This window comes from Kribbella jejuensis (genome assembly GCF_006715085.1).
Lineage (GTDB): Bacteria > Actinomycetota > Actinomycetes > Propionibacteriales > Kribbellaceae > Kribbella > Kribbella jejuensis.
In genome coordinates, this window is sequence record NZ_VFMM01000004.1 from 315,058 (window position 1) to 339,242 (window position 24,185).

A 24,185-nucleotide genomic window follows, 5' to 3' on the forward strand; every position below is an offset into this window, starting at 1 on the left:
CAACATCCAGGCACTATCCCGGTGGGAGGAGTTGGGTTACGAGGGCGTTGGCGGTCCATTGTTCCCAGCGGGTCGGGGGCCAGCCGCGGCGAGCAGTGAGTAGGTGGTAGAGCTCTGGGCTCAGGAGGGCGAGGGTGATGTCGGTTGCTGTGGCTACGTCCAGGCCATCGCGGAGGGCGGATTTGGTGGCGAGGGCGGTGGTCATTCGTTCCATGACGATGGCGCGTTGGGCGTTGTTGGTTTCCCAGAGGTCGTGGATTTCCGGGTCGGCGGTTGCGGCGTGGGAGATGACCTGGAGGATCGGGGCGACGCGTTCGTAGACCTCGCGGGCCAGGCGGGCCTGTTCGTGGAGTTGGGCTACGGGGTCCGGGTTATCGAGCGCGGCTCGGACCTGAGGGCGTTCGAGGTTCGGGATCGGTTCGTCGTCGCCGGCTACCGCGACGTCCAGCAACTCGCCCAGTAGCGCGCGTTTGGTCTTGAAGGTGAAGTACAGCGTCTGGACGGCCATGCCCGCTTCGTCGGCGATGGCCTGCATCGAGGTTGCGGAGTAGCCGCGGGTGGTGAACAGCGCTAGCGCTGCCTCTCGCATGCGCTGCCGGTTGGCCTGGGTCTGTTCCGCACGTCGTGCCATGGACCGCAGCATACCAATTGACTAGAGCAGTGCTCTAGTGGTTCGCTAGAGGAACACTCTAGTGAAAGTAGATCGACCATGACCACCACCGAATCCGCGCCGACAGGCCTGCGCCGGCAGCTCCGCAACACCGCTCGGCTGACCGCCTTCACCGGCGGACCGTTGTTCTGGCTCGGCACTCTGCTGCATCCGGCCCGGGACGGCTGGAGTATCGCGGCCGTCGGCGAGCGGTACGGGCTGACACACGACATCCAGGCGGCCGGCCTCGGCCTGCAGGTGGCCTGCCTGGCCAGCATGATTGCCCTGAGCAAGGAACGTCGCGACCTCCGGTCCTGGTACGCCGCGATGGCCGGGACGTTGTTCTGGTTCGCGCTGATCGTCTTCGACGGCTCGCACAATCCGGTCCGCGCGGAGTACGCGCCGAGCATGGTGCACGAGCCGGCCGACCTGAACACCCCGGCGGCGTTGATCGTCTTCCCGGCGCTGCTGATCTTCCCGCTCGGGTACGTTTGGCTCGGGCGGGCGCTGAGCAGACGCGGACTCACCCTGCACGGTGTACTCCTCGGCGTCGGAGCGGTCGCATACACCGTCGGCGGTCTCTTCATCTTCACGTCCGGCCCACGCTTCGGACTGATCCAGATCTTCGAGGTCGCCGGCGCCACGCTCTACACGGTCGGCTACGTGCTCCTGGGCCGCCGGGCATGAATGCCGCCGAACTCCTCCAGGACCTGCTCTCCCCCGCGGGCCGCGCCGACCCGTTCCCGCTGTACGCCGCCGCGCATCGTCTCGGCCCGCTGCTACCGGTTGCCGACGGCATCTTCCTGGTCGTCGGCTACGCCGCGGCGAACGAGGTACTCCGCAACCCCGCGTTCGAGATCCCGAGCCAGCCGTCGAGCCAACCGTCGCTGGAGTTGATGCAACGCTCGATCCTGCGGACGAATCCACCCGACCACGGCCGGATGCGCTCGCTGATCTCACAGGTCTTCACCCCGCGCCGGGTCGCCGAACTGCGACCGGCCATCGCGGCCGCGGTCGACGACTTGCTCGGCGACCTCCCGGCTGAGGTGGATTTCATGGACGAGTTCGCGTTCCAGCTGCCGGTGACGGTGATCTGCGAGCTGCTCGGCGTACCGGCCTCGGACCGGCACCGCTTCCGCCCGCTCGCCGCAGACCTGACGACGGCACTGGAACTCACCGGCGACTCGGACGCTGCCGCCGACGCGGCGGCCCGCGAGCTGGGGGCGTACTTCGCACACCTGATCGCGGATCCGCCACCCGTCGGCCTGATCGCCGCGCTGGTCGCCGCACGTGAACGCTTGTCGGACGAAGAATTGCTCGCCAACCTGATCCTGCTGCTCGTAGCCGGCTTCGAGACCACCACCGACCTGCTCGGCAACGGCCTCCAGCTCCTGCTCCGGCAACCGGACCTGCCGACGGATGCGGCCTTCGTCGAGGAGGTCCTGCGGTACGACTCCCCGGTGCAGGTCACCACCCGCGTCGCACGGGAGAACGGGACGATCGCGGGTACGCCGATCCCCGCCGGCAGCGATCTGGTCCTACTGCTCGGCGCCGCGAACCGCGACCCCGAACGCTTCCCGGACCCGGACCGATTCGATCCGGGGCGCCCGAACAACAAGCCGCTGAGCTTCGGTGCCGGCGCGCACATCTGCCTCGGCAACAGCCTCGCCCGGCTCGAGGCGACCATCGCCTTCGACCGCCTCCGCCGCTTCACCATCACCGCGAACGGCGAGCCGACGCGGCGCGATCGACTGGTACTGCGCGGCTACCAGACCCTGCCGATCAAGCTGTCCGCCGCCCGGTGACCAGCGTGACCACCAGCGACGCAGCCGTCAGCGCGATACCGAAGTACAGGACGCTGCTGATGCCGGTGTGGTCGGCGAACAGACCGGCGAAGAGGGCGCCCAGGGCAATGGAGGTGTTGTAGGCCATCGTGTTGAGGGACATGGCCGCTTCGAAGGTGTCGGGTGCGGCGGCTTGGGTGAGGTTCACCTGGGACAGCTGGACCACGCCGAACGACATGCCCCACAGGATCAGCGTGAGAACCTGACCGACCGGGGAACTGCCGGCGACGAGCAACAACAGCAGAGCCACAGCGACACCGGTGCAACCGAGGATGAAGCCGGAGCGAACGTTCCACCGCACCACGCGTCCGCCGATGAAGTTGCCGACGGCACCGGCCGCACCGTACGCCATCAGGATCGCGGTGATGAACGCCGGACTCGACGACGATTCCCCTTCCAGATAAGGCCGTACGAACGTGTAGGCGCCGAAGTGCCCGAGCACGAACAGCATCACCATCACCATCACGAGCCGGAGCCGCACATTCCGTCCCGGCAACGCGAACACCTCACGCACCGGCACCGCATTGTCCGACGGCAGCGAAGGAATCGCCGCAACCACCGCGATCAGCACGAGCAGGCTCAACCCTGACCAGATCAGGAACGTCGTCCGCCAGTCGGTCCGGCTCTCGAGGAAGATCCCGAGCGGGATACCGACCACGGCGGCGACCGAGATCCCGGACATGACGGTCGCGGCCGCCCGTCCCGCGTCGCGTGGCGCTACCAGCCGCATCGCCATGCTGACGCCGATCGCCCAGAACACCCCGCTCGCGAACCCCATGCACAGCCGGGTCGCCAGCATCAGCGGGAAGTTCGGCGCGATCGAGGTCACCAGGTTCCCGACGGTCAGCACCGACAACAGGACCGACAGCAGCACGCGGCGGTTGACCCGCCGGCTCCACGCGACGATGAACGGTACGCCGAGACCGGCCGAGACGCCGTACAGCGTCACCATCAGGCCGGCCACGCCGACCGGGACGTCCAGGCTGCTGCTCAGCGGGGTGAGCAGGCCGACCGGCATCAGCTCGGTGGTCAGGAAAACGAACAGGCTGGCGGTGATCGCGGCGACGCCCAGCCAGGAGCGCGCCGTCGACGTGCGCTCGAGAGATTCAGTAGTCACTCAAGCAGTTTCCGGCCGTGACTATCGATGAGTCCAACACATGTTCGTCAACGCATCGATCATGATTCAAGATAGATCCATGGAACTCCAGCAACTCCGGTACGTCCTCGCGGTCGCCGAGACGAACAGCTTCACCCGCGCCGCCGACCGCTGTCTCGTGGTCCAGTCGGCGCTCAGCCACCAGATCGCGAAACTGGAACGCGAACTCGGCGTCCGCCTCTTCGACCGCACCAGCCGGCGCGTCGCGCTGACAACGGCCGGTACGGCGTTCCTCCCGGCCGCACGGCAGTGCCTGGACGCGGCCGAGCGCGCCGCAGCGGAAGCATCCGCGGCGGTCGGTCTGGTCCGCGGCCGGCTCGCCGTCGGCCTGATCCCGACGGTGGCAGCCGTCGACATCCCCGCCGCGCTGCGGGACTTCCGGCGCGACTACCCCGACGTACGGATCTCGATGCGCGTCGGCGCCAGCGAGAAACTCGCCGACCAGGTCAAGGAAGGCCTCCTCGACGTGGCGTTCCTCGGCCTGCCCACCAGCATTCAGCCGCGCGGCGTCGAAGCCCGTGAACTCGCCCGCGACCGCCTGGTCGCGGTCGTACCACCCGACCACCCGCTGGCCGGCAAACCGTCGGTCACCCTGAAGCGGCTGGCGAGCGAACCGTTCGCGGACCTACCGCCCCGCACAGCCGGACGCCTGCAGAGCGACCAGGCCTTCGAAGCGGCGGGGCTCGTCCGCGACGTCGCGTTCGAGGTCAGCACGGCCGAACTCATGGCCCGGCTGGTCAGCGAGAGACTTGCCGTCGCGCTGTTCGCCTCGACCTACGCACCACAACTGCCCGGCGTCGCCACCGTGGAGATCAAGGACGCGCCTGGCCGGGTCGAATACGTCGTCTGGAGCGCAACGGGCCGCTCCCCCGCGGCGGCCGCGTTCCTGGCGTTGCTCGGCCTCACAGACTGAACGCCGTGGTGTCCTCTTTGAACGGGCCCATCACGGTGAGCGCGGGCGTACCCGCGTAGAGCTCCGCGGCGAGTTGGGTCACGTCGTCGAGCGTGACCGAGTCGATCCGGTGCAGGATCTCGTCGACGGTCGGTAGTTCGCCGTACACGAGCTCGGCCTTCGCGATCCGGGTCATCTTCGCGCCGGTGTCCTCCAGGCCCATCACCACCGACCCGCGCATCTGCCCCTTGCCGCGGAGCAGTTCGTCCGGGGTGATGTTGCCCTGGGCAATCGCTTCGAGTTCGCCGCGGATCACGTCCAGGACCTCGGGCGCCTTCTTCGGCAGGCATCCGGCGTAGACGCCGACCATGCCGGAGTCGGCGTACGCCGAACCGAACGTGAACACCGAGTACGCCAGGCCGCGCTTCTCCCGCACCTCCTGGAACAACCGCGACGACATCCCGCCGCCGACGATCCCGTGCAGGACGCCGGCGATGTACCGGCGGTCGTCGCTGCGCACCAGCCCGGGCATGCCGAGAACGAGATGCGCTTGCTCGACGTCGCGGTGATGCACCCGCACCCCGCCGTACGTCGGAACCCGCCGGCTCGAACCACGCCGGACCGCGGCAGGCTCGGCCTCCGCCGTCACCCAGTGCCGCTCGAACGCCTTGCGCACCAGCCGTACGACGTCGGCGTGGTCGACGTTGCCGGCCACCGAGACGACGATGTTCGACGGCTTGTAGCGGCGCCGGTACCAGCCGACGACCTGCCGGCGGGACAGCCCGGCGACCGATTCCGGCGTACCGGTGATGGAGCGGCCGAGCGGTGACTTGCCCCAGAGCTGTTCGGCGAACAGGTCGTGGATGTGGTCCGACGTCTCGTCGGCGTGCATCGCGATCTCTTCGTCGATGACGTCGCGCTCACTCTCCACGTCGGTGTCGGTGAGCGTGGCGGAGGTGATCATGTCGCAGATCACGTCCACCGCCAGCGGCAGGTCGGTGTCGAGCACCCGCGCGTAGTAGCAGGTGTACTCCTTGCCGGTGAACGCGTTCATCTCCCCGCCGACCGCGTCGATCGCGGCGGAGATCTCCAGCGCGTCGCGACGCTCAGTGCCCTTGAACAGCAGGTGTTCGAGGAAGTGCGTCGCACCGGCCAGCTGCTCCGGCTCGTCGCGGGAACCCACGCCGACCCAGAGCCCGAAAGTGACCGAGCGGAAGCCCGGTACCGACTGGGAGAGAACCCGGAGCCCGGAGGGCAGGACGGTCCGTTTGACCGGACCGCCCTCCTCCGGGCTCAGCAGGGTACTCGTGATTGCTCGAGTCACTCTGCCGCGGGCTCGTCCTTCTTCTCGTCCGAGCCCTCGATCACCGGGATCAGCGACAGCTTGCCCCGGTCGTCGATCTCGGCGATCTCGACCTGCAGCTTCTGGCCGACCGACAGCACGTCCTCGACGGCCTCGACCCGCTTGCCACCGGCCAGCGGACGCAGCTTGCTGATGTGCAGCAGGCCGTCCTTACCCGGCAGCAGGCTGATGAACGCACCGAAGTTGGTCGTCTTCACGACCGTGCCCAGGTAGCGCTCACCCTTCTCCGGCATGGTCGGGTTCGCGATCGCGTTGATCGCGGCCCGGGCGGCCTCGGCCGACGGGCCGTCGGTCGCGCCGATGTACACCGTGCCGTCGTCCTCGATCGAGATGTCGGCGCCGGTGTCCTCGGTGATCTGGTTGATCATCTTGCCCTTCGGGCCGATGACCTCGCCGATCTTGTCGACCGGGACCTTGACCGAGATCACCCGCGGCGCGAATTCGCTCATCTCACCCGGCGCGTCGATGGCCTTGGCCATCACGTCCAGGATCGTCAGCCGCGCGTCCTTGGCCTGCTTCAGCGCACCCGCGAGGACGCTGGCCGGGATGCCGTCCAGCTTGGTGTCCAGCTGCAGCGCGGTGACGAAGTCCTTCGTACCGGCGACCTTGAAGTCCATGTCGCCGAACGCGTCCTCGGCGCCGAGGATGTCGGTCAGCGCGACGAACTCCTCCTTGCCGTCGACCTCACCGGAGATCAGGCCCATCGCGATACCGGCGACCGGCGCCTTCAGCGGGACACCCGCGTTCAGCAGCGACAGCGTCGAGGCGCAGACCGAACCCATCGAGGTCGAACCGTTCGAACCGAGCGCCTCGGACACCTGACGCAGCGCGTACGGGAAGTCCTCCCGGGACGGCAGCACCGGCACCAGCGCCCGCTCGGCCAGCGCGCCGTGACCGATCTCGCGGCGCTTCGGCGAACCCACCCGGCCGGTCTCACCGGTCGAGTACGGCGGGAAGTTGTAGTTGTGCATGTACCGCTTGCGGGTCTCCGGGGAGAGCGTGTCCAGCTGCTGCTCCATCCGGAGCATGTTCAGCGTGGTGACACCCAGGATCTGGGTCTCGCCGCGCTCGAACAGCGCCGAGCCGTGCACCCGCGGGAGCACGCCGATCTGCGCCTTCAGCGGCCGGATGTCGGTCAGCCCGCGGCCGTCGATCCGGACCTTCTCCTTGAGCACGCGCTGCCGGACCAGCTTCTTGGTCAGCGAGCGGAAGGCTGCGGACAGCTCCTTCTCACGACCCTCGAAGTCGGCGGCAAGCTTCTCCACGGTCGCGGCCTTGACCGCGTCGGTGGCGTCCTCGCGCTCGTGCTTGCCGGCGATGGTCAGCGCCTGCGCCAGTTCCTCGCTCGCGGCGGCCTCGACCGCGGCGAACGCGTCGTCGGCGTAGTCCGGGAAGACCGGGAACTCACCGGTCGGCTTCGCGGCCCGCGCGGCCAGGTCGGCCTGCGCCTCGACCAGGGTCTTGATGAACGCCTTGGAGGCCTCGAGGCCCTCGGCGACGATCTCCTCGGTCGGCGCCTGGGTTCCGGCCGCGACCTTCTCGAACGTGCCCGGGGTGGACTCGGCCTCGACCATCATGATCGCGACGTCACCGGACTCGGTCACCCGGCCGGCGACCACCATGTCGAAGACCGCGTCCTCGAGCTCGGTGTGGGTCGGGAACGCCACCCACTGGCCGTTGATCAGCGCGACGCGGACGCCGCCGATCGGGCCGGAGAACGGCAGGCCGGCCAGCTGGGTCGACATCGAGGCCGCGTTGATCGCGAGCACGTCGTACAGCTTGTCCGGGTTCAGCGCCAGGACCGTGATGACGACCTGGATCTCGTTGCGCAGGCCGGACACGAACGACGGCCGCAGCGGGCGGTCGATCAGCCGGCAGGTCAGGATGGCCTCTTCGGAGGGCCGGCCCTCGCGGCGGAAGAACGAGCCGGGGATCCGGCCCGCGGCGTACATCCGCTCCTCGACGTCCACCGTCAGCGGGAAGAAGTCGAACTGGTCCTTGGGCTTCTTGCTGGCCGTGGTGGCCGACAGCACCATCGTGTCGCCGTCGAGGTACGCCGCGGCGGAGCCGGCGGCCTGCTGGGCCAGACGGCCCGTCTCGAAGCGAATGGTGCGGGTGCCGAAGCTGCCGTTGTCGATGACGGCCTCAGCGAATTCGGCGCCGTCCATCGGCGCACTTGTGGATCCCGACACGGGATACCCCTCTCTCACAGTGTGACGACTGCGAGGCGCGAGCTTCCGGGGTGCCGGTCTTCGATCGAGGCCCGCGGGTACCACCTGGTACCCGAAAGCCACTACCGAGGACCGGTCGTCCTCCCGCCACGCGCTTCGCGTCGCCTCGTTCGTCTTCCAGTATTCAGTTGCGGTATTCGGTTGTGGTCCGCGCCGTCAGGACGCGGATACGCCAGGAGCGGCCACCCGGGTCTCGGGGGCCGCTCCTCGCGACGTCATCGGCGGAGGCCGAGCCGCTCGATCAGGGACCGGTAGCGGTTGATGTCCTTCTTCGCCAGGTAGTTCAGCAGCCGGCGGCGCTGACCGACGAGCAGCAGCAGGCCACGACGGCTGTGGTGGTCGTGCTTGTGCTCCTTGAGGTGCTCGGTCAGGTGGCTGATCCGGTGGGTCAGCAGCGCGACCTGGACCTCGGGGGACCCGGTGTCACCCTCGGACAGGGCGTACTCGCCCATGATCTTCTTCTTCGTAGCAGCGTCAACAGCTGACACAGGCATCCTCTCGATTTCCGTTGCGCGGCGCACCGGGGCATTCTTCACCCGAGCACTCTCGATCCGCGGCCGTTCAGACGGCAGCAGCCAGCGTATCAGTCCGTGGACGCGTCACCCTAATCAGCATCAAGCGTGCGTCGCGCACCGTCGACGTCGGCCTTCATCTGGACGAGCAGCTCGTCGATGCTGTCGAAGCGGATCTGGGTGCCGCGGAGCCGGGCGACGAAGTCGATCGCGACCTTGGCGCCGTACAGCTCGAGGTCGTCGCGGTCCAGGACGTACGACTCCACCCGCCGGTCGAGGCCGTCGAAGGTCGGGTTCGTCCCGACGCTGATCGCGGCCGGCAGCGGATCGGGGTACGCCGGGGCGCCGGGCGCGGGTGTGAGCACCGTGAGCCAGCCGGCGTACACGCCGTCCTGCGGGACCGCCGCGCCCGGGTCGGCCGGAATGTTCGCGGTCGGGTACCCGAGCTCGCGGCCGCGCTTGTCACCCTCGACGACCACGCCGGTCACTCGCAGCGGGCGGCCGAGCGCCTCCGCGGCCGCCTCGACGTCACCGTCGGCCAGCTTCTGGCGAACGTACGTCGACGACCACGGCTGCTGATCCCCCGCCAGGCTCAGCCCCTCGACCTGGAAGCCGTACTGCGCTCCCGCCTGGACCAGGGTGTCGACGTGACCCGCGGCCTTGTGACCGAAGCGGAAGTTCTCACCGACGACGATCGCCTTCGCGTGCAGGGCGTTCACCAGCGTGCGCTCGATGAACTCCTCCGGCGACCAGTGCGACACCTCCGTGGTGAACGGAAGGATCAGCACCGCGTCGGCGCCGGCCTTGCCGAGCAGCTCCGCCCGCTGCTCCGGGTCGCTCAGCATCAGCGGCGCGTGGTCCGGCCGCAGCACCCGCATCGGGTGCGGGTCGAACGTCATCGCGACCACCGGCAGGCCGCCCAGCTCGGCCGCCCGCGCGCGGGCGTGCGCGAGCACCTCCTGGTGACCGCGGTGCACGCCGTCGAAGTTGCCGATCGTGACGACCGTCGGCCCGAACCCGGGATCCTCGGCGCTCACCTGGTCCAATCCGTGCCAGACACGCATGAGAGCAGGATTCCATGTCCGGGGCCGATTGCTTCAACCAGGTGGCCGATCACCCCTTGTAATCGGGCAGTGACTCAACTTATCGTGGGCCGCGCCACGCTGTGGCACTGCTGAGCTCGGGGAGGTCTCATGAAGCTACGCCGTCTGGTTGCCGCTTGCGCGGTGTTCACACTGCTCGGCACCGTTCCTGTTACCGAGGCGTCGGCCACGCCGCGGTTCACCAAGTACGTCGCGCTCGGCGACTCGTACACCTCGGCTCCGTTCGTGCCGGTGGAGGACCTGCTGTCACTCGGGTGCGCCCGCTCGTACAGCAACTACCCCAAGCAGCTCGCCGCCGCACTGCACGTCTACCGGTTCACCGACGTGAGCTGCGGCGGGGCCGACACCACGAACATGACCCAGCCGCAGAGCACGGTCCTCGGTACGGCGGCCCCGCAGTTCAACGCGCTGACCGCCGACACCGACCTGGTGACGCTCGGCATCGGCGGGAACGATTTCGGCGTCTTCGGCGACATCATCGGCACCTGCCCGGGGCTGCGCGCCTCGGACCCGACCGGAGCGCCGTGCAAGGCGCACTTCACGGTCGACGGCGTCGACACGCTGCTGGCGAAGATCCAGCAGACCCAGACCCGGATCACGACCGTCGTCCAGGGCATCCGGGCGCGCTCGCCGCGAGCCACGATCGTGCTCGTCGGGTACCCGAAGATCGCGCCGGAGCACGGCACCTGCCCGTCGATCCTTCCGTTCGCAGACGGCGACTACGGCTACCTGTACTCGATCGAGCAGGCGCTGAACGCCGCCGTCGCCGGAGCGGCCGCGGCCGGCGGAGCGACGTACGTCGACACCTTCAACCCCTCCACCGGGCACGACGCCTGCGCGCCGGACGGGCAGGCCTGGATCCAGGGCAAGGACATCAACCTGCTGCGGGCGCTGAACTACCACCCGCGCTTCGAGGGCGAGGCCGGGATGGCCGCCCTCACCTACAAGACGCTGACCGGCCAGCCGCCGGTCGTCACGGCCGCCGAGCAGGCCGCCTGGGCCACCATGGCCCGGGCGCTGGCGAAGCAGGCCGCAGCGTCACCCCAGGCCCTCGGGGCCTCCCTGAACCGCGTACGGACCAGCGCGCAACGCTGACCCTTTCCAATCCGTACTGCGGACTCCGGGCCGGGCCACCTCACGCGTGGCTCGGCCCGGTGGTTTCTTCCAGCAGTTCGGTCAGCGCCCGGCCGAGCGGCAGGTTCACCCGGTACATCGCGTACGGGTCGCCGCGGGTCAGGCCCTGGTTGACGATCAGCACCGGCGTACCGGCCTTGGCGGCGTGCCGGACGAAGCGGAAGCCCGACATCACGGTCAGCGACGAGCCCAGGACGAGGACGGCGTTCGCGTCGTCGACCAGCTGGTAGCAGCGCTCCACCCGGCTCTTCGGGACGTTCTCGCCGAAGAACACCACGTCCGGCTTGAGTACGCCGCCGCAGACCGTGCACGGGACCACCCTGAACGTCCGGACCACGTCGTCCGGGAGCTCGACGTCGCCGTCCGGGTTGATCCGGGTCGCCTCGGCCGTGAACGCCTGGTTCGCGGCGCGCAGCCGGCGGTCGAGCACCTCGCGAGCGGACGTCGTACCGCAGTCGAGGCAGATGATGCGGTCCAGGTTGCCGTGCAGCTCGATCACGTCGCGGGCGCCGGCGGCCTGGTGCAGACCGTCGACGTTCTGGGTGATGATCCCGCTCAGGTAGCCGCGGGCCTGGAGCGCGGCGACGGCGCGGTGGCCGTCGTTCGGGGCGGCGCGCGCGATCGTCCGCCAGCCCAGGTGGCTGCGTGCCCAGTACCGCTGGCGAGCTTCCTCGCTGCCCTGGAAGTCGCCGTACGTCATCGGCGTATGCGTCCGCAGGCTGCCGGTCTCGCCGCGATAGTCGGGGATGCCCGACTCGGTCGAGATCCCGGCTCCACTCAGAACGACGACGCCGCCGGCCGCCACGACCTCCGCGACCGGGCCGACGTCCGTCGCCCCCGGCTCCAGCGCCAGCACCTCAGGGCCCGGAGCCCACTCCAACGTCGGACGAGAACGCACGCCTCCAGGGTACGGGCAGGTCAATCGACGCGGGGTGGGCCGGATCGCAGGCGGCGCTCGGCGGCCGGGCGGGTGACGGCTTGGTCGAGTGAGGACCAGTCGGCGTCGATCCACCAGGTGGCGCCCGCGTCGGCCCACGGACGGACCGTGTCGGCGGCCTTCGGGTCATCGGCGGCGGTCATCCCTTCGGCGACCACGTCGTACCCGTCCATGGTCAGACCGTGTTTCTCGCGCTCGGTGCGGATCCACTCGACGCCTTGGGCGACCACCTCAGGCGTCACCTCACCGTCGCCGACGTACGCCGGGAGCCACCCGTCCTGCAGCGCGGCGCGGCGCATCGACTTCGGCCGCGGCCAGCCGCCGACCACCCAGGTCGGGACGCGCGGCTGCTGCACCGGTGGCGGCGGCGCGGGCGGATTCAGCTCGGCGACCTTGCGAGAGCTGTAGTGCTTGCCGGAGAACTCGAACGGCTCGTCGCGCCACAGGTGCGGCAGCATCTCGAGCGACTCGTCCATCAGCTCCGCGCGCACCTTGCGCCCGGGATCATCCTCGAACAGCCAGAACCGATCCTCCCCTGACACACCGAGCCCGACCGAGAGGATCACCCGCCCGCCGCTGAGGTTGTCGACCGTGGAGACCTGGCCCGCGACGTCCCACGGTTTTCGCCGCGGCAGGGGTGTGAGCATGGTGCCCAGCCGGATCCGCTCGGTCGTCATCGCCGCGGCGCCGAGCATCACCCAGGCGTCGATCCCCCAGATCGACTCCCAGACGAAGAACCCGTCCCAGCCGTGGCTCTCCGCGAGCGGGGCCAGCTCGGCCGCGTCGCGCGCATCGCCGTACGCCATTACGAACCCGTATTTCATGCCACCGGACGCTAACGGGCGCCACCGACAATTTCAGGCGACGAAGACAGCCGTCGGTTTCGCCAGCGGTCCGTGGGGTTCGTAGAGCGCCAGGAACGTACCGGTGGGGTCGAACATGGCGGTTTGACCGGGCGCCAGGTTCAGCCCCGGCAGCGGGCGGCCGGTGCGGATCGCGGCGGCTTGCGCTTCGTCCACGTCGTACCGCGGAAAGGTGCCGGCGGCAACGTCCGCGATCGGCAACCAGTCGAACGACTTCGCCAGCGACTCCAGCGAATGCGCCACCGAAAGGTCGAACGAGCCGACCCTGGTACGGCGCAGCGCGGTCAGGTGACCGCCGATGCCGAGCTCGGCGCCGAGGTCCCGGGCCAGCGCGCGGATGTAGGTACCGCTGGAGCAGTCCACCGAGACGTCGACCGAGATCCCGTCGGCGTCCGGCCGGACGTCGAGGATGTCGTACCGGGAGACGGTGACCGTGCGGGCCTTCAGCGCGACCTCCTCGCCGGCCCGGACCCGCTCGTACGCGCGCCGGCCGTCGACCTTGATCGCGGACACCTTCGACGGCACCTGCGAGATCTCACCACGAAAGCCCTCCACCGCGGCCGAAATCGCCGCCGCCGTGACGCCGCCGACCGGCGCGATCTCGAGGACCTCGCCCTCGGCGTCGTCGGTGGTCGTGGTGGCACCGAGCCGGATCGTCGCGTCGTACGACTTGTCGGCCAGTTGCAGGTGCCCGAGCAGCCTGGTGGCGCGGTTGATGCCGACGATCAGCACACCGGTCGCCATCGGGTCCAACGTGCCGGCGTGCCCGACCTTGCGGGTACCGGCCAGCTTGCGGATCCGGGCGACCACGGTGTGCGAGGTCAGGCCTGCCGGCTTGTCGACGACGACGATCCCGTCCGACGCCGGCGTGAAGTCCGGGGTCAAGTCAGTCCTGCTCGTCCTCGTCGGCCGGCGCGTCGGCGTCGTCGTGCGGCCGCTTGTACGGGTCGGCGTCGCCGGCCGGCTTGGCGCCCGCGGCGGCCTTGGCCACCTCGGCGTCGGCCTCGCGGGCCTTGGCCAGCAGCTCCTCGATCTGGCCGGCGTTCTCCGGTACGGCGTCCAGGAAGAACGCCACGCTCGGGGTGTGCCGCAGGCCCAGCGCCTTGCCGACCTCGCTGCGGATCAGGCCCTTCGCCGACTCCAGCGCGGCGGCCGTGTTCGCCCGCTCCTGCTCGTCGCCGTACACCGTGTACCAGACGCTGGCCTCGCGCAGGTCGCCGGTCAGCCGCGCGTCGGTGACCGTGACGAACCCGAGCCGCGGGTCCTTGACCCGGCGCTCCAGCAGCTCCGCGACGAGCACCTGGATCCGGTCGGCCAGCTGCTTCGCCCTTGCTTCACCCATCAGGGCTCAACTCCCTCATTCATGAACAACGTCCGGAGAGACCGCAGTCTCTCCGGACGCTACTCCTCGGTGACCCGCGCCGGGTCACCGCCTACGTCAGCTGCGCGGCTTCTCGCGCAGCTCGAACGCCTCGACGACGTCGCCGATCTTGATGTCGTTGAAGTTGTTGATGGTCAGACCGCACTCGAAGCCCTCGCGGACCTCGGACGCGTCGTCCTTGAACCTCTTCAGCGACGACAGCTCGGTGTTGTCGACGACCACGGCACCGTCCCGGATCAACCGGACCTTGGCGTTGCGCCTGATCAGGCCGCTGGTCACCCAGCAACCGGCGATGTTGCCCACCTTCGAGGAGCGGAAGATCTCCCGGATCTCCGCCTGGCCGAGGGTGACCTCCTCGTAGATCGGCTTCAGCATGCCCTTCAGGGCCGCCTCGATGTCGTCGATCGCCGAGTAGATGACCGAGTAGTACCGGACATCCACGCCCTCGCGCTCGGCCAGGTCACCGGCCTTGCCCGCCGGCCGCACGTTGAAGCCGATGATGACGGCGTTCGACGCGATGGCCAGGTTGACGTCGTTCTCGTTGATCGCACCGACACCGCGGTCGATGATCCGCAACGACACCTCGTCGCCGACCTCGATCCGGACCAGGGCGTCTTCCAGCGCCTCGACCGAACCCGACACGTCGCCCTTGAGGATGAGCAGCAGCTCCTGGGTCTCGCCCTTCTCCATCGAGGCCATGAAGTCCTCGAGGGTACGACGGACGCGACGCTTGGCGTTGGCCGCCGCCCGGGCACGGGCTTCCCGCTTCTCGGCGATCTGCCGGGCCCGGCGGTCGTCGTCGACGACCAGGAACTTGTCACCCGCACCTGGTACGGCGGTCAGACCGAGCACCAGGACCGGACGCGACGGGGTCGCCTCCTCGACGTTGTTGCCGTGCTCGTCGAGCATGGCCCGGACCCGGCCGTACGCCGGACCGACCACCATCGAGTCGCCGACCCGGAGCGTTCCGCGCTGCACCAGCACGGTCGCCACCGGACCACGGCCCTTGTCGAGGTTCGCCTCGATCGCGATGCCCTCGGCGTGCATGTGCGGGTTGGCGCGCAGGTCCAGCGCCGCGTCCGCGGTCAGCACGACGCCCTCGAGCAGGCCGTCGATGTTGATCCGGGACTTGGCCGACACGTCGATGAACATCGTGTCGCCGCCGTACTCCTCGGGCACCAGGCCGTACTCGGTCAGCTGACCGCGCACCTTGGCCGGGTCCGCCGCCGGGACGTCGATCTTGTTCACCGCGACCACGATCGGGACACCCGCCGCGCGGGCGTGGTTCAGCGCCTCGATCGTCTGCGGCATCACGCCGTCGTCGGCCGCGACCACCAGGATCACGATGTCGGTGGCCTGCGCACCACGGGCACGCATGGCGGTGAACGCCTCGTGACCCGGGGTGTCGACGAAGGTGATGGCCCGCTGCTCGCCGTCCACCTCGGTCGTCACCTGGTACGCACCGATGTGCTGGGTGATGCCGCCGGCCTCGTCGGCCACGACGTTCGCCATCCGGATCGCGTCCAGCAGCTTGGTCTTACCGTGGTCGACGTGACCCATCACGGTCACCACCGGCGGCCGCGGAGCGAGGTCGCCCTCGCCGCCCTCGTCGGCACCGAACTCGATGTCGAACGACTGCAGCAGCTCGCGGTCCTCGTCCTCCGGCGAGACGATCTGGACGTCGTAGTTCAGCTCGGTACCGAGCAGCTCGAGCGTCTCCTCGTTCACCGACTGGGTCGCGGTGACCATCTCACCGAGGTGGAACAGCACCTGGACCAGCGACGCCGGGTCGACTCCGACCTTCTCGGCGAAGTCCGTCAGCGAGGCACCACGCGGGAGCCTCACGACCTCGCCGTCACCGTGCTTGACGCGGACACCACCGACCGCCGGGGCCTGCATGTTGTCGAATTCCTGGCGCTTGGCGCGCTTGGACTTGCGGCCACGACGAGCCGGACCACCCGGACGCCCGAAGGCACCCTGGGTCCCGCCCCGGCCCCGGTTGCCCGGACCCGGACGGCCACCGCCGCCACCGGGAGGACCGCTCGGGCCGCCGCCACCGGGACGGAAGCCGCCACCGCCGCCGCCGCGCGGACCGGCACCCGGGGCACCGCCCGGACGACCGCCACCGCCACCACGACCGCCACCCGGACCACCGGAGCCGCCACCGGGGCGACCGGTGAAGGTACCGGCCGAGGACTTCGGCATCATCGCCGGGTTCGGGCGCGGAGCACCCGGAACGCCGCCGCCGGCCGGACGCGGCCGGTCACTGCCACCACCCGGACCACCGGGTCCGCCGGAGCGGCCCTGCGGCGGGCGCGGCGTCGCACCGGCCGGGCTCGGGCCCCGCCGGTCGGAACCGCCACCACCCGGGCCGGGGCGCGGTCCGCGCCCCATGCCCTGGGTCGAGCTGAACGGGTTGTTGCCCGGACGCGGCGCACCACCCGGAGCGCCACCCGGACGGGGAGCGCCGGGACGCGGGGCACCCGGACGGGGAGCACCCGGCCGCGGCGCGTCGGAACGCGCCGAACCACCGGGGCGCGCGCCGGAACCCTCGCCGGGACGCGGACCGGCACCCGGACGCGGGCCGGCACCCTGGCCGCCCGGACGCGGGCTCGCACCCGGCACCGCCGGACGCGGGCTCTGACCACCCGGACGCGGGCTCGCACCCGGCCGCGGGGCGTCGCTACGACGGGCCTCAGGGGCCTCCTGCGACTCGGCCCGTGCGGCCGGAGCCTCGAAGGCCGGTGTCGCCGGAGCAGCCGGGGACTCCACCGGAGCCGCGGCCGCCGGAGCGGACTCGGCCGGCGTGGTCTCCTGCCGCGGACCCGGCTTGGGACCTGGCCGCGGACCCGGACGGGCCGGTGCCGGCGCGGTCACCTCGGGGGTCTCCGCCCTAGCTGCCGGAGCCGGGGTGGTCTCGGCAGGCGTGACCGGCTCGGCGGCCGGAGCGGGACGCTCGGCCGGAGCCTTCGGGGTGGCCGGCTGGGCCGGCCTGGGGGCCGCGGGGGCGACCGGTGCGGTCGCCTGCGGTGCCGCGGACGTGCTGGCGGCGGCCTTCTTGGCCGCGCGCTTCTTCGGCGGGTTCTTCTCGAACTCCTCCGCCAACCTTCGAACCACCGGCGCCTCGATCGTCGAGGATGCCGACCGGACGAACTCGCCCATGTCGTTCAGTCTGGTCAGAACGACCTTGCTGGTAACTCCGAGCTCCTTCGCGAGCTCGTAGACCCGGACCTTTGCCACTACTCTCCCTCTGGTCCGAGCCTGGGGCGCGGACCGTTAGTTGACGTACGTGCTCATCGCTTTGCACTCATCGGTAGACACTCATCGAGTGGTCATGAGTCGATGACCCGCCTTCATGTCGGTCACGACGGTCCGGTCAGACCGCCGCGGACGGCCGGTTGGCCGCCGTGTGTACTGCTTCTTGCTTATCACGCTGCGCGACGTACTCGCGCAGTCCGGTCACGTCCAGCGGACCCGGGACCTTGAAGGCCCGTGGGAACGCCTTGCGCCGGACGGCGAGCTCGAAGCACTCGGTCGTGGGGTGCAGGTGCGCCCCTCGCCCAGGTGCCCGACGAGCGGGATCCGGAAGCACGTGTCCTCCGGAAGCCGTCATCCGCAGCAGGTCAGCCGGACTGCTCCGCTTCCGGCACCCGATGCAGGTACGCTCCGCAGGCTTGCCTGGGCGCGCGGCTGCAGTCACTGTCAGGTGATCCTCAGGGTGTGGTTGCGACTCAGTCGACCGACCGAGCACCTAGTCTACCTTCTCTGCCTCAGGGGTCACATCGGTATCCGGCCGGATGTCGATCCGCCAGCCGGTGAGCCGGGCCGCGAGCCGCGCGTTCTGGCCTTCCTTGCCGATCGCGAGCGACAGCTGGTAGTCGGGTACGACGACACGCGCGGCACGGGCCGCGGCGTCGATCACCTCGACAGACGTAACCTGCGCCGGGGACAGCGCATTCCCGACGAAGGTCGCCGGGTCGTCGCTGTGGTCGATGATGTCGATCTTCTCGCCGTGCAGCTCGTGCATGATGTTGCGCACGCGCTGACCCATCGGCCCGATGCAGGCGCCCTTGCCGTTCACGGACGGGTTGAGGGTCCGGACGGCGATCTTCGTGCGGTGACCGGCCTCCCGGGCGATCGCGGTGATCTCGACCGTGCCGTCGGCGATCTCCGGGACCTCGAGCGCGAACAGCTTCTTCACCAGGTTCGGGTGCGTCCGGCTGACCGTGATCTGCGGACCCTTGAAGCCCTTCCGGACGCCGACCACGTACACCCGCAGCCGGGAGCCGTGTTCGTACTGCTCCCCGGGCACCTGCTCGGGGGCCGGCAGCACGGCCTCGATCTTGCCCAGGTCGACCATCACCGACCGAGGGTCGCGGCCCTGCTGGACGACTCCGGAGACGATGTCGCCCTCCTTGCCGGAGAACTCGCCGTACCGGACCTCGTCCTCGGCGTCGCGCAGCCGCTGCAGGATGATCTGCTTCGCGGTTGTCGCGGCGATCCGGCCGAAGTCGTGCGGGGTGTCGTCGTACTCGCGGGCCAGCGTGCCGTCCTCGGCCAGCTCGCGCGCGTAGACCGTCACGTGCCCGGTCTTGCGGTCCAACTCGGCCCGGGCGTGCTGCTGCGCGCCCTCGGTGCGGTGGTAGGCGACCAGCAGCGCCTGCTCGATCGCCTCCACCACCACGTCCAGGGAGATGTCCTTCTCCCGTTCCAGTGACCGCAGCACGGCCATGTCGATGTCCATGTCAGTTCTCCTCCACCGTGCCGTCGGCAGGTGTTTCAGGTTCGTCGTTGCCGGCAGCCCGGTTGAACTCGATCTGGACCTTGGCCTTGGCCACGTCGGCGTACCCGACGGTCTGCCGCTTGCCGTCGATGTCCAGTTCGGCCGCCTCGTCGGAGGCGGACTTGATCCGGCCGGTGAGCGTCCCGCCGGCCGTCAGGGTGACCTTGACGAGACGGTCGCGGTTGCGTCGCCAGTGCCGGGGAAGGGTGAGCGGCCGGTCCACGCCGGGGCTGGAGACCTCCAGCGTGTACGCGCCCTCGCCCATGATGTCGTCGGCGTCGAGCGCCTTGGAGATCGCCCGGGTGACCTCGGCGATGTCGTCGAGGCTGATCCCGCCGTCGCGGTCGACCAGCACGCGCAGCAACCGGCGGCGGCCGGCCGGCGCGATGTCCGCGGCCTCCAGGTCGCACCCGAACTGCTCGACGATCGGCCGCAGGAAGTTCTCGAGGCTCGTGGTGTCCGTGTGATCGGTCCTTCTGCTCACAGTTGACCTGCCTCTCTCCAGTTGTGCACCCGTTTGCTCCCGGCCGTCTCACCGAGAGCAGTAGCCCACCCTATCCGGCCGGTGTCCGGATCCCGCTCACCGGCTCGGCCCGGGCCGGTTCGCGGCGTGTCACCAGGTATCGTTCCGGCGTGCCTGAACGCCGCCTCACCCGTCGTGCCGTCGTCGCGACCGCCGTCCTCGTCCCTGGTGCGGCCGTGCTGGCCGGTTGCAAGGACGACCCGTCGGCCGGTTCCGGCCCGTCGGGCACCAAGGGCGCCGTGAACGGTACGACGACGTCGCCGGGCCCGGCCACGGAGACGCCGGCGGCCGACCCGGCTGTCGTCGCCGCGCTCAGTGCCGCGGCGACCCAGGTGACTCAATTGTCCCAGCTCTACACAACCGCGAGCCGGAAGTTCCCGGCGCTCCGGGTGCAGCTCGCGGCCGGCGCGAAGTACCACGTGACGCATCTCGCGAAGCTCAAGGAGACGCCGGGCGTGTCGGCCCAGCCCGCCACCGCGGTCGCGCTCGCGAGCTCGCAGGTCGCGCTCGCCACCATCGCCAAGCAGGAACGGGCCGCCGCGACCGCGCATGTCGCGGCCGCGGCCAAGCTGTCCGGTGCGCCGGCCCGCCTGCTCGCCGAGATCGCCGCCTCCGAGACCCAGCTCGGCTATGCCCTGACCCCGGCCAAGAACAAGGCGGCGTCATGAATCAACTCGACGCCCTGCAGGCCGCTCTCGCCGGTGAACACGCCGCGCTGTACGGCGTCGGTGTGGCGGGCGGCAAGTTCAACGGCGTGCGGTTCAAGGAGGCCACCGACCTGTTCGGGGCGCACCGCAACAACCGCGACCACCTCAGCGCGCTGATCGTCGCCGCCGGACAGACCCCGGTCGCGGCCGACCCGGCCTACGACCTGCCGCGGGCGGTCACGAACGGCGCGACCGCCGCCGCACTCATCCTCTACGTCGAACGCCGGATCGCGGCCGTGTACGGCGACCTCGTCGAGGCCGCCGAACAACCGGCAGTCCGCACGTTCGCGATCGACGCCCTCCTCGCCGCCTCCACCAACCAACTCACCTGGGGCGGCGCCCCGACGGCACTCCCCGGCGCCGTCTCCTAGAGCGAGCGGACCCAGTTCTCCAGCAGGGTGGCGCCCGCGTCGCCGGACTTCTCCGGGTGGAACTGGGTCGCGGACAGTGGGCCGTTCTCCACCGCGGCGACGAACCTGTCGCCGCCGTACGTCGTCCAGGTCACCAGCGGAGCGACCGACTCGCGCGCGTCGTCCAGCTGCCAGGTGCGGACGCCGTACGAGTGCACGAAGTAGAAGCGTTCCTTCTCGATGCCCTCGAACAGCTTGCTGCCGGACGGTACCTCGACCGTGTTCCAACCCATGTGCGGAACGGGTTGGGCGTCCCCGGGCTGCAGCCGCTCGACCGTGCCGGGCCACTGCTCGCAGCCCTCGGTCTCGACGCCGTGCTCGATTCCGCGACCGAACAGGATCTGCATGCCGACGCAGATCCCGAGCACCGGGCGGCCACCGGTCAGCCGCCGGTCGACCGCGACGTCACCGCGGACCGCCTTCAGACCGGTCATGCAGGCTTCGAACGCACCGACGCCCGGCACGAGCAGACCGTCGGCGTTGCAGGCCTCGTCGAAGTCCGCGGTCACCGTCACGTCGGCGCCGACCCGCTGCAGTGCCCGCTCCCCCGACCTGATGTTGCCCGAACCGTAGTCGAGCAGGACGACCCGCTTCTTCACAGGGCGCCCTTGGTGGACGGGATGCCCGGCTGCCGCGGGTCCAGCTCGGCGGCCGCCCGCAGTGCCCGGGCGAACGCCTTGAACTGAGCCTCGACGATGTGGTGCGGGTCGCGGCCCGACAGCACCCGGATGTGTACGCAGATCGCCGCGTTGAACGCCAGCGTCTCGAACACGTGCTGGGTCAGCGAGCCGGCGTAGTCGCCGCCGATGATCGCGTACACCTGGCCGTCCGGCTCGCCGGTGTGCACGCAGTACGGCCGGCCGGACAGGTCGACCGTGCAGTGCACTAGCGCCTCGTCCAGCGGCACGGTCGCGTCGCCGAACCGCCGGATGCCGCGCTTGTCACCCAGTGCCTCGCGCAGCGCCTGGCCGATCCCGATCGCGGTGTCCTCGACGGTGTGGTGCGCGTCGATCTCAAGGTCGCCGACCGTGTTCACGTGCAGGTCGAGCAGCGCGTGCTTGGCCAGCGCGTTCAGCATGTGGTCGTAGAAGCCGACACCGGTGGAGATGTCGGCCCGGCCCTCGCCGTCGAGGTTCAGCTCGACCAGGACCTTGGACTCACTGGTCTCGCGGTCGATCCGCGCGGTGCGCGTCATGAGTGCCTTCCCGTGTCTGTCTTGAGGATGCGTTCCATACAGGCGCGGAACGCCGCCATCTCCTCGCTGGTGCCGATCGAGACCCGGAGCCAGCCGTCCGGCCCGGTCTCACGGATCAGTACGCCGTCGTCGAGCAACGCCTGCCACACCGCGTGCCGGTCCGCGAACGTCCCGAACAGCACGAAGTTCGCGTCCGAGTCGACCGCGCGCAGGCCCAGGGCCCGGAGCCAGCCGACGGTCTCGTCACGTTCGGCGCGGAGCTGCTCCACCCGGCCGAGCAGCTCGTCGGAGTGCCGCAGCGCCGCGCGGGCGGTCGCCTGGGTGACCGCGGACAGATGGTACGGCAGCCGGACGATCCGCAGCGCGTCCACGAACTGCTTGCTGGCGGCAAGGTATCCGACCCGGCCGCCGGCCATCGCGAACGCCTTCGACATCGTCCGGGAGACGGCCAGGTTCGGGTACGACGGCAGCAACGAGACGGCGCTGGGCGTCCCGGCCCGGCGGAACTCGGCGTACGCCTCGTCGACCACCACGACCGACCCGAGCGAGGCGGCCTGCGCGACGATCGCCTCGGTCACGTCGATCGGCAGCGCCGTACCGGTCGGGTTGTTGGGCGAGGCGAGCAACACGACCGACGGGCGGTGCCGGGAGATCGCGGCGATCGCCTTGCTCCGGTCGAGCGTGAAGTCCTCGGCGCGGCGGCCGGTGACCCAGGCGGTGTTCGTGTCGCGGGCGTACTCCGGGTACATCGAGTAGGTCGGGGCGAACGACAGCGCCGTACGGCCGGGGCCGCCGAACGCCTGCAGGATGTGCAGCATCACCTCGTTGGACCCGTTGGCGGCCCACAGCTGCTCCGGCTCCAGCCGCGCGCCGGACTCGCGGGCCAGGTACGCCGCGAGGTCCGCGCGCAGGTCGAGGAACTCGCGGTCCGGGTACCGGTTCATGCCACGGGCTGCTGCCGCCACCGAGGCGGCCACGTCGGCGACCGTCTCCTCGCTCGGCGGGTACGGGTTCTCGTTGACGTTCAGCAGCACCGGGACGTCGAGCTGCGGGGCGCCGTACGGCTCGAAGCTCTTCAGCTCCTCGCGGATCGGCAGCCCGTCGAAGCGGCCCATCAGCTCTCCCCTGGGAATCGCGACGAGACTGCGGCGCCGTGGGCCGGCAGGTCCTCGGCGTGCGCGAGCGCGAGTACGTGCCCGGCGACCTCCTGCAACGCATCGCGGGAGTAGTTGACGACGTGCACGGCCTTCAGGAAGCTGCGCACGGACAAGCCGGACGAGTGGCAGGCGCAACCGGCGGTCGGGAGCACATGGTTCGAACCGGCGCAGTAGTCGCCGAGCGAGACCGGCGACCAGCTGCCGACGAAGATCGCGCCGGCGTTGGTGATCTGACCGGCGCGCTCCTCGGCGTCGGCGGTCTGGATCTCCAGGTGCTCGGCGGCGTACGCGTTCACGACAGCCGTGCCCTGGTCGAGGTCGTCCACCAGGACGACGGCGGACTGCTGACCGGACAGCGCCTCGGTGACGCGGTCGGCGTGCTTGGTCTTCGCGACCTGGACCGGAAGCTCGGCTTCCACTGCGGCGGCCAGCACCTCCGACGGTGTCACCAGCACACTGGCGGCCATCGGGTCGTGCTCGGCCTGGCTGATCAGGTCCGCGGCGACGTGCTTCGGGACCGCGGTGTCGTCGGCGAGGATCGCGATCTCGGTCGGGCCGGCCTCCGAGTCGATGCCGACCTCGCCCAGCAGGAATCGCTTGGCGGCGACCACGTAGATGTTGCCGGGGCCGGTGATCAGGTTGACCTTCTGGCAACCCTCGAAGCCGTACGCGAACCCGGCGATCGCCTGCGCGCCGCCCATCGCGTACACCTCGTCGATGCCCAGCAGCTCACAGACCGCCAGCACCGTCGGGTGCGGCAGACCGCCGAACTCCTTCTGTGGCGGGGATGCCACCGCGAGCGACGGTACGCCGGCCACCTGGGCCGGTACGACGTTCATGACCACGCTGGACGCCAGCGGCGCGCGACCGCCGGGAACGTACAGCCCGACGCGTTGCACCGGGACGAACCGCTGCGTCACCCGCCCGCCGGGAGCGGGCTCGGAGGCGATGTCGGCGGTGAGCTCGTCCTGGCTGACCTCACGGACCCGGCGGATCGACTCCTCGAAGGCGCTGCGCACCTCCGGGTCGAGCTCCTCCAACGCCGTCTTCAGCGCCTCCGCGGGCACCCGCACGTCGTCGACACGCACATGGTCGAACTTCTCGCCGTACTCCCTGATCGCCTCGAGGCCGCGATGGCGGACGTCCAGGCAGATCGGTCGGACGACGTCGAGGGCGGCCTCGACGTCGAACACGGCTCGGGGGACCAGGGCTTGGAGGTTCAGCACCTCTCCAGCTGCCACTCGGCCCCGCAGGTCGACGCGGCGAATCATGCGCTCAGTCTAGTGGTCGCACCCGGCGCCGCTGACCCGCTATCCACAGGCTGGCCCGTCACGGCAGGTCAGCC

Annotated in this window: 24 protein-coding genes; 6 read left to right on the forward strand and 18 right to left on the reverse strand. The window is 70.1% G+C overall.

Annotated features, from left to right (window positions below; all coding sequences use genetic code 11):
- Positions 1 to 13 precede the first annotated feature (13 nt).
- Complete coding sequence (locus FB475_RS34300) at positions 14 to 631, reverse strand: TetR/AcrR family transcriptional regulator (RefSeq protein WP_202878679.1); 618 nt, start codon at positions 629 to 631, stop codon at positions 14 to 16.
- A gap of 78 nt (positions 632 to 709) precedes the next feature.
- On the opposite strand from FB475_RS34300, the gene FB475_RS34305 reads away from it, so the two are divergent.
- Together FB475_RS34305 and FB475_RS34310 are read left to right on the forward strand one after the other, a co-directional pair.
- On the forward strand, positions 710 to 1,336 hold the full coding sequence (locus tag FB475_RS34305; protein ID WP_141862318.1) for a hypothetical protein: 627 nt from the start codon (positions 710 to 712) through the stop codon (positions 1,334 to 1,336).
- Positions 1,333 to 2,454 (forward strand): cytochrome P450, encoded by a 1,122-nt coding sequence (locus FB475_RS34310; RefSeq protein ID WP_141862320.1) that lies wholly within the window; start codon positions 1,333 to 1,335, stop codon positions 2,452 to 2,454. Before FB475_RS34305 ends, FB475_RS34310 begins: the two co-directional genes overlap by 4 nt.
- Here FB475_RS34310 and FB475_RS34315 read toward each other — a convergent pair.
- The gene (locus FB475_RS34315) at positions 2,432 to 3,610 is read right to left on the reverse strand and encodes an MFS transporter (RefSeq protein ID WP_238332620.1); all 1,179 of its coding nucleotides are present in this window, start codon (positions 3,608 to 3,610) and stop codon (positions 2,432 to 2,434) included. The genes FB475_RS34310 and FB475_RS34315 overlap by 23 nt on opposite strands.
- 79 nt (positions 3,611 to 3,689) lie before the next feature.
- Between FB475_RS34315 and FB475_RS34320 the strand changes: the two genes are divergently transcribed.
- Entirely contained in the window at positions 3,690 to 4,562 is an 873-nt protein-coding gene (locus FB475_RS34320) for a LysR family transcriptional regulator (RefSeq protein WP_141862322.1), read from the forward strand.
- On the opposite strand, the gene FB475_RS34325 is transcribed toward FB475_RS34320, so the two are convergent.
- From FB475_RS34325 to FB475_RS34340, 4 genes are all read right to left on the reverse strand, one after another.
- Positions 4,552 to 5,865 (reverse strand): M16 family metallopeptidase, encoded by a 1,314-nt coding sequence (locus FB475_RS34325; protein WP_141862324.1) that lies wholly within the window; start codon positions 5,863 to 5,865, stop codon positions 4,552 to 4,554. The genes FB475_RS34320 and FB475_RS34325 overlap by 11 nt on opposite strands.
- A complete protein-coding gene (locus FB475_RS34330) occupies positions 5,862 to 8,072 on the reverse strand; it encodes a polyribonucleotide nucleotidyltransferase (protein ID WP_141862326.1) in 2,211 nt (736 codons plus the stop codon). The genes FB475_RS34325 and FB475_RS34330 overlap by 4 nt, the downstream gene beginning before the upstream one ends.
- Before the next feature lie 278 nt (positions 8,073 to 8,350).
- A complete protein-coding gene (rpsO, locus tag FB475_RS34335; RefSeq protein WP_337678231.1) occupies positions 8,351 to 8,623 on the reverse strand; it encodes a 30S ribosomal protein S15 in 273 nt (90 codons plus the stop codon).
- 116 nt (positions 8,624 to 8,739) lie between these two features.
- Positions 8,740 to 9,711, reverse strand: a complete 972-nt coding sequence (locus FB475_RS34340; protein ID WP_141862330.1) for a bifunctional riboflavin kinase/FAD synthetase — start codon at positions 9,709 to 9,711, stop codon at positions 8,740 to 8,742.
- Between the two features lie 129 nt (positions 9,712 to 9,840).
- Between FB475_RS34340 and FB475_RS34345 the strand changes: the two genes are divergently transcribed.
- Positions 9,841 to 10,845 carry an SGNH/GDSL hydrolase family protein gene (locus FB475_RS34345; RefSeq protein ID WP_141862332.1) on the forward strand — a complete coding sequence of 335 codons (1,005 nt, stop codon included), beginning with the start codon at positions 9,841 to 9,843 and terminating at the stop codon, positions 10,843 to 10,845.
- Between the two features lie 40 nt (positions 10,846 to 10,885).
- Here FB475_RS34345 and FB475_RS34350 read toward each other — a convergent pair whose 3' ends face one another.
- From FB475_RS34350 to rimP, 8 genes are all read right to left on the reverse strand, one after another.
- Positions 10,886 to 11,782: an NAD-dependent protein deacetylase gene (locus tag FB475_RS34350; protein ID WP_185759565.1), complete on the reverse strand. Its 897-nt coding sequence runs from the start codon at positions 11,780 to 11,782 to the stop codon at positions 10,886 to 10,888.
- A 20-nt stretch (positions 11,783 to 11,802) separates the two neighbouring features.
- Positions 11,803 to 12,645, reverse strand: coding sequence for an LLM class flavin-dependent oxidoreductase (locus FB475_RS34355; RefSeq protein ID WP_141862334.1), 843 nt, complete (start codon positions 12,643 to 12,645; stop codon positions 11,803 to 11,805).
- Positions 12,646 to 12,678: 33 nt separating this feature from the next.
- Complete coding sequence (gene truB, locus FB475_RS34360) at positions 12,679 to 13,569, reverse strand: tRNA pseudouridine(55) synthase TruB (RefSeq protein WP_141862336.1); 891 nt, start codon at positions 13,567 to 13,569, stop codon at positions 12,679 to 12,681.
- Position 13,570: 1 nt separating this feature from the next.
- Positions 13,571 to 14,026 (reverse strand): 30S ribosome-binding factor RbfA, encoded by a 456-nt coding sequence (rbfA, locus tag FB475_RS34365; RefSeq protein WP_141862338.1) that lies wholly within the window; start codon positions 14,024 to 14,026, stop codon positions 13,571 to 13,573.
- A 96-nt stretch (positions 14,027 to 14,122) separates the two neighbouring features.
- Positions 14,123 to 17,305 (reverse strand): translation initiation factor IF-2, encoded by a 3,183-nt coding sequence (infB, locus tag FB475_RS34370; protein ID WP_141862340.1) that lies wholly within the window; start codon positions 17,303 to 17,305, stop codon positions 14,123 to 14,125.
- Between the two features lie 136 nt (positions 17,306 to 17,441).
- Positions 17,442 to 17,816, reverse strand: a complete 375-nt coding sequence (locus tag FB475_RS34375) for a YlxR family protein (RefSeq protein WP_420359241.1) — start codon at positions 17,814 to 17,816, stop codon at positions 17,442 to 17,444.
- Positions 17,817 to 18,809: a transcription termination factor NusA gene (nusA, locus tag FB475_RS34380; protein WP_141862342.1), complete on the reverse strand. Its 993-nt coding sequence runs from the start codon at positions 18,807 to 18,809 to the stop codon at positions 17,817 to 17,819.
- Position 18,810: 1 nt separating this feature from the next.
- The gene (gene rimP, locus FB475_RS34385; protein WP_141862344.1) at positions 18,811 to 19,332 is read right to left on the reverse strand and encodes a ribosome maturation factor RimP; all 522 of its coding nucleotides are present in this window, start codon (positions 19,330 to 19,332) and stop codon (positions 18,811 to 18,813) included.
- 149 nt (positions 19,333 to 19,481) lie between these two features.
- On the opposite strand from rimP, the gene FB475_RS34390 reads away from it, so the two are divergent.
- On the forward strand, positions 19,482 to 20,039 hold the full coding sequence (locus FB475_RS34390; RefSeq protein ID WP_141862346.1) for a cell division protein FtsK: 558 nt from the start codon (positions 19,482 to 19,484) through the stop codon (positions 20,037 to 20,039).
- Positions 20,036 to 20,449 carry a ferritin-like domain-containing protein gene (locus FB475_RS34395; protein ID WP_141862348.1) on the forward strand — a complete coding sequence of 138 codons (414 nt, stop codon included), beginning with the start codon at positions 20,036 to 20,038 and terminating at the stop codon, positions 20,447 to 20,449. The genes FB475_RS34390 and FB475_RS34395 overlap by 4 nt, the downstream gene beginning before the upstream one ends.
- Here FB475_RS34395 and hisH read toward each other — a convergent pair.
- Genes hisH through hisD form a run of 4 tightly spaced genes read right to left on the reverse strand, consistent with a single transcriptional unit; the run spans position 20,446 to position 24,111 of the window.
- On the reverse strand, positions 20,446 to 21,087 hold the full coding sequence (gene hisH / locus FB475_RS34400) for an imidazole glycerol phosphate synthase subunit HisH (RefSeq protein WP_141862351.1): 642 nt from the start codon (positions 21,085 to 21,087) through the stop codon (positions 20,446 to 20,448). The two genes, FB475_RS34395 and hisH, sit on opposite strands and share 4 nt — an antisense overlap.
- A complete protein-coding gene (gene hisB, locus FB475_RS34405; protein ID WP_141862353.1) occupies positions 21,084 to 21,683 on the reverse strand; it encodes an imidazoleglycerol-phosphate dehydratase HisB in 600 nt (199 codons plus the stop codon). The genes hisH and hisB overlap by 4 nt, the downstream gene beginning before the upstream one ends.
- A complete protein-coding gene (locus FB475_RS34410) occupies positions 21,680 to 22,798 on the reverse strand; it encodes a histidinol-phosphate transaminase (RefSeq protein WP_141862355.1) in 1,119 nt (372 codons plus the stop codon). The genes hisB and FB475_RS34410 overlap by 4 nt, the downstream gene beginning before the upstream one ends.
- Positions 22,798 to 24,111 carry a histidinol dehydrogenase gene (gene hisD, locus FB475_RS34415; protein ID WP_141862357.1) on the reverse strand — a complete coding sequence of 438 codons (1,314 nt, stop codon included), beginning with the start codon at positions 24,109 to 24,111 and terminating at the stop codon, positions 22,798 to 22,800. Before hisD ends, FB475_RS34410 begins: the two co-directional genes overlap by 1 nt.
- Positions 24,112 to 24,185: the final 74 nt, after the last annotated feature.

Excerpts from the sequence above, each read along its gene's own strand:
- FB475_RS34355 (WP_141862334.1), bottom strand. The coding sequence starts at position 12,645 with ATGAAATACGGGTTCGTAATGGCGTACGGCGATGCGCGCGACGCGGCC.
- FB475_RS34305 (WP_141862318.1), top strand. The coding sequence starts at position 710 with ATGACCACCACCGAATCCGCGCCGACAGGCCTGCGCCGGCAGCTCCGC.
- FB475_RS34410 (WP_141862355.1), bottom strand. The coding sequence starts at position 22,798 with ATGGGCCGCTTCGACGGGCTGCCGATCCGCGAGGAGCTGAAGAGCTTC.
- nusA (WP_141862342.1), bottom strand. The coding sequence starts at position 18,809 with ATGGACATCGACATGGCCGTGCTGCGGTCACTGGAACGGGAGAAGGAC.
- FB475_RS34300 (WP_202878679.1), bottom strand. The coding sequence starts at position 631 with ATGGCACGACGTGCGGAACAGACCCAGGCCAACCGGCAGCGCATGCGA.
- hisD (WP_141862357.1), bottom strand. The coding sequence starts at position 24,111 with ATGATTCGCCGCGTCGACCTGCGGGGCCGAGTGGCAGCTGGAGAGGTG.
- hisB (WP_141862353.1), bottom strand. The coding sequence starts at position 21,683 with ATGACGCGCACCGCGCGGATCGACCGCGAGACCAGTGAGTCCAAGGTC.
- FB475_RS34320 (WP_141862322.1), top strand. The coding sequence starts at position 3,690 with ATGGAACTCCAGCAACTCCGGTACGTCCTCGCGGTCGCCGAGACGAAC.
- FB475_RS34310 (WP_141862320.1), top strand. The coding sequence starts at position 1,333 with ATGAATGCCGCCGAACTCCTCCAGGACCTGCTCTCCCCCGCGGGCCGC.
- FB475_RS34395 (WP_141862348.1), top strand. The coding sequence starts at position 20,036 with ATGAATCAACTCGACGCCCTGCAGGCCGCTCTCGCCGGTGAACACGCC.
- rbfA (WP_141862338.1), bottom strand. The coding sequence starts at position 14,026 with ATGGGTGAAGCAAGGGCGAAGCAGCTGGCCGACCGGATCCAGGTGCTC.
- FB475_RS34345 (WP_141862332.1), top strand. The coding sequence starts at position 9,841 with ATGAAGCTACGCCGTCTGGTTGCCGCTTGCGCGGTGTTCACACTGCTC.
- FB475_RS34340 (WP_141862330.1), bottom strand. The coding sequence starts at position 9,711 with ATGCGTGTCTGGCACGGATTGGACCAGGTGAGCGCCGAGGATCCCGGG.
- FB475_RS34330 (WP_141862326.1), bottom strand. The coding sequence starts at position 8,072 with ATGGACGGCGCCGAATTCGCTGAGGCCGTCATCGACAACGGCAGCTTC.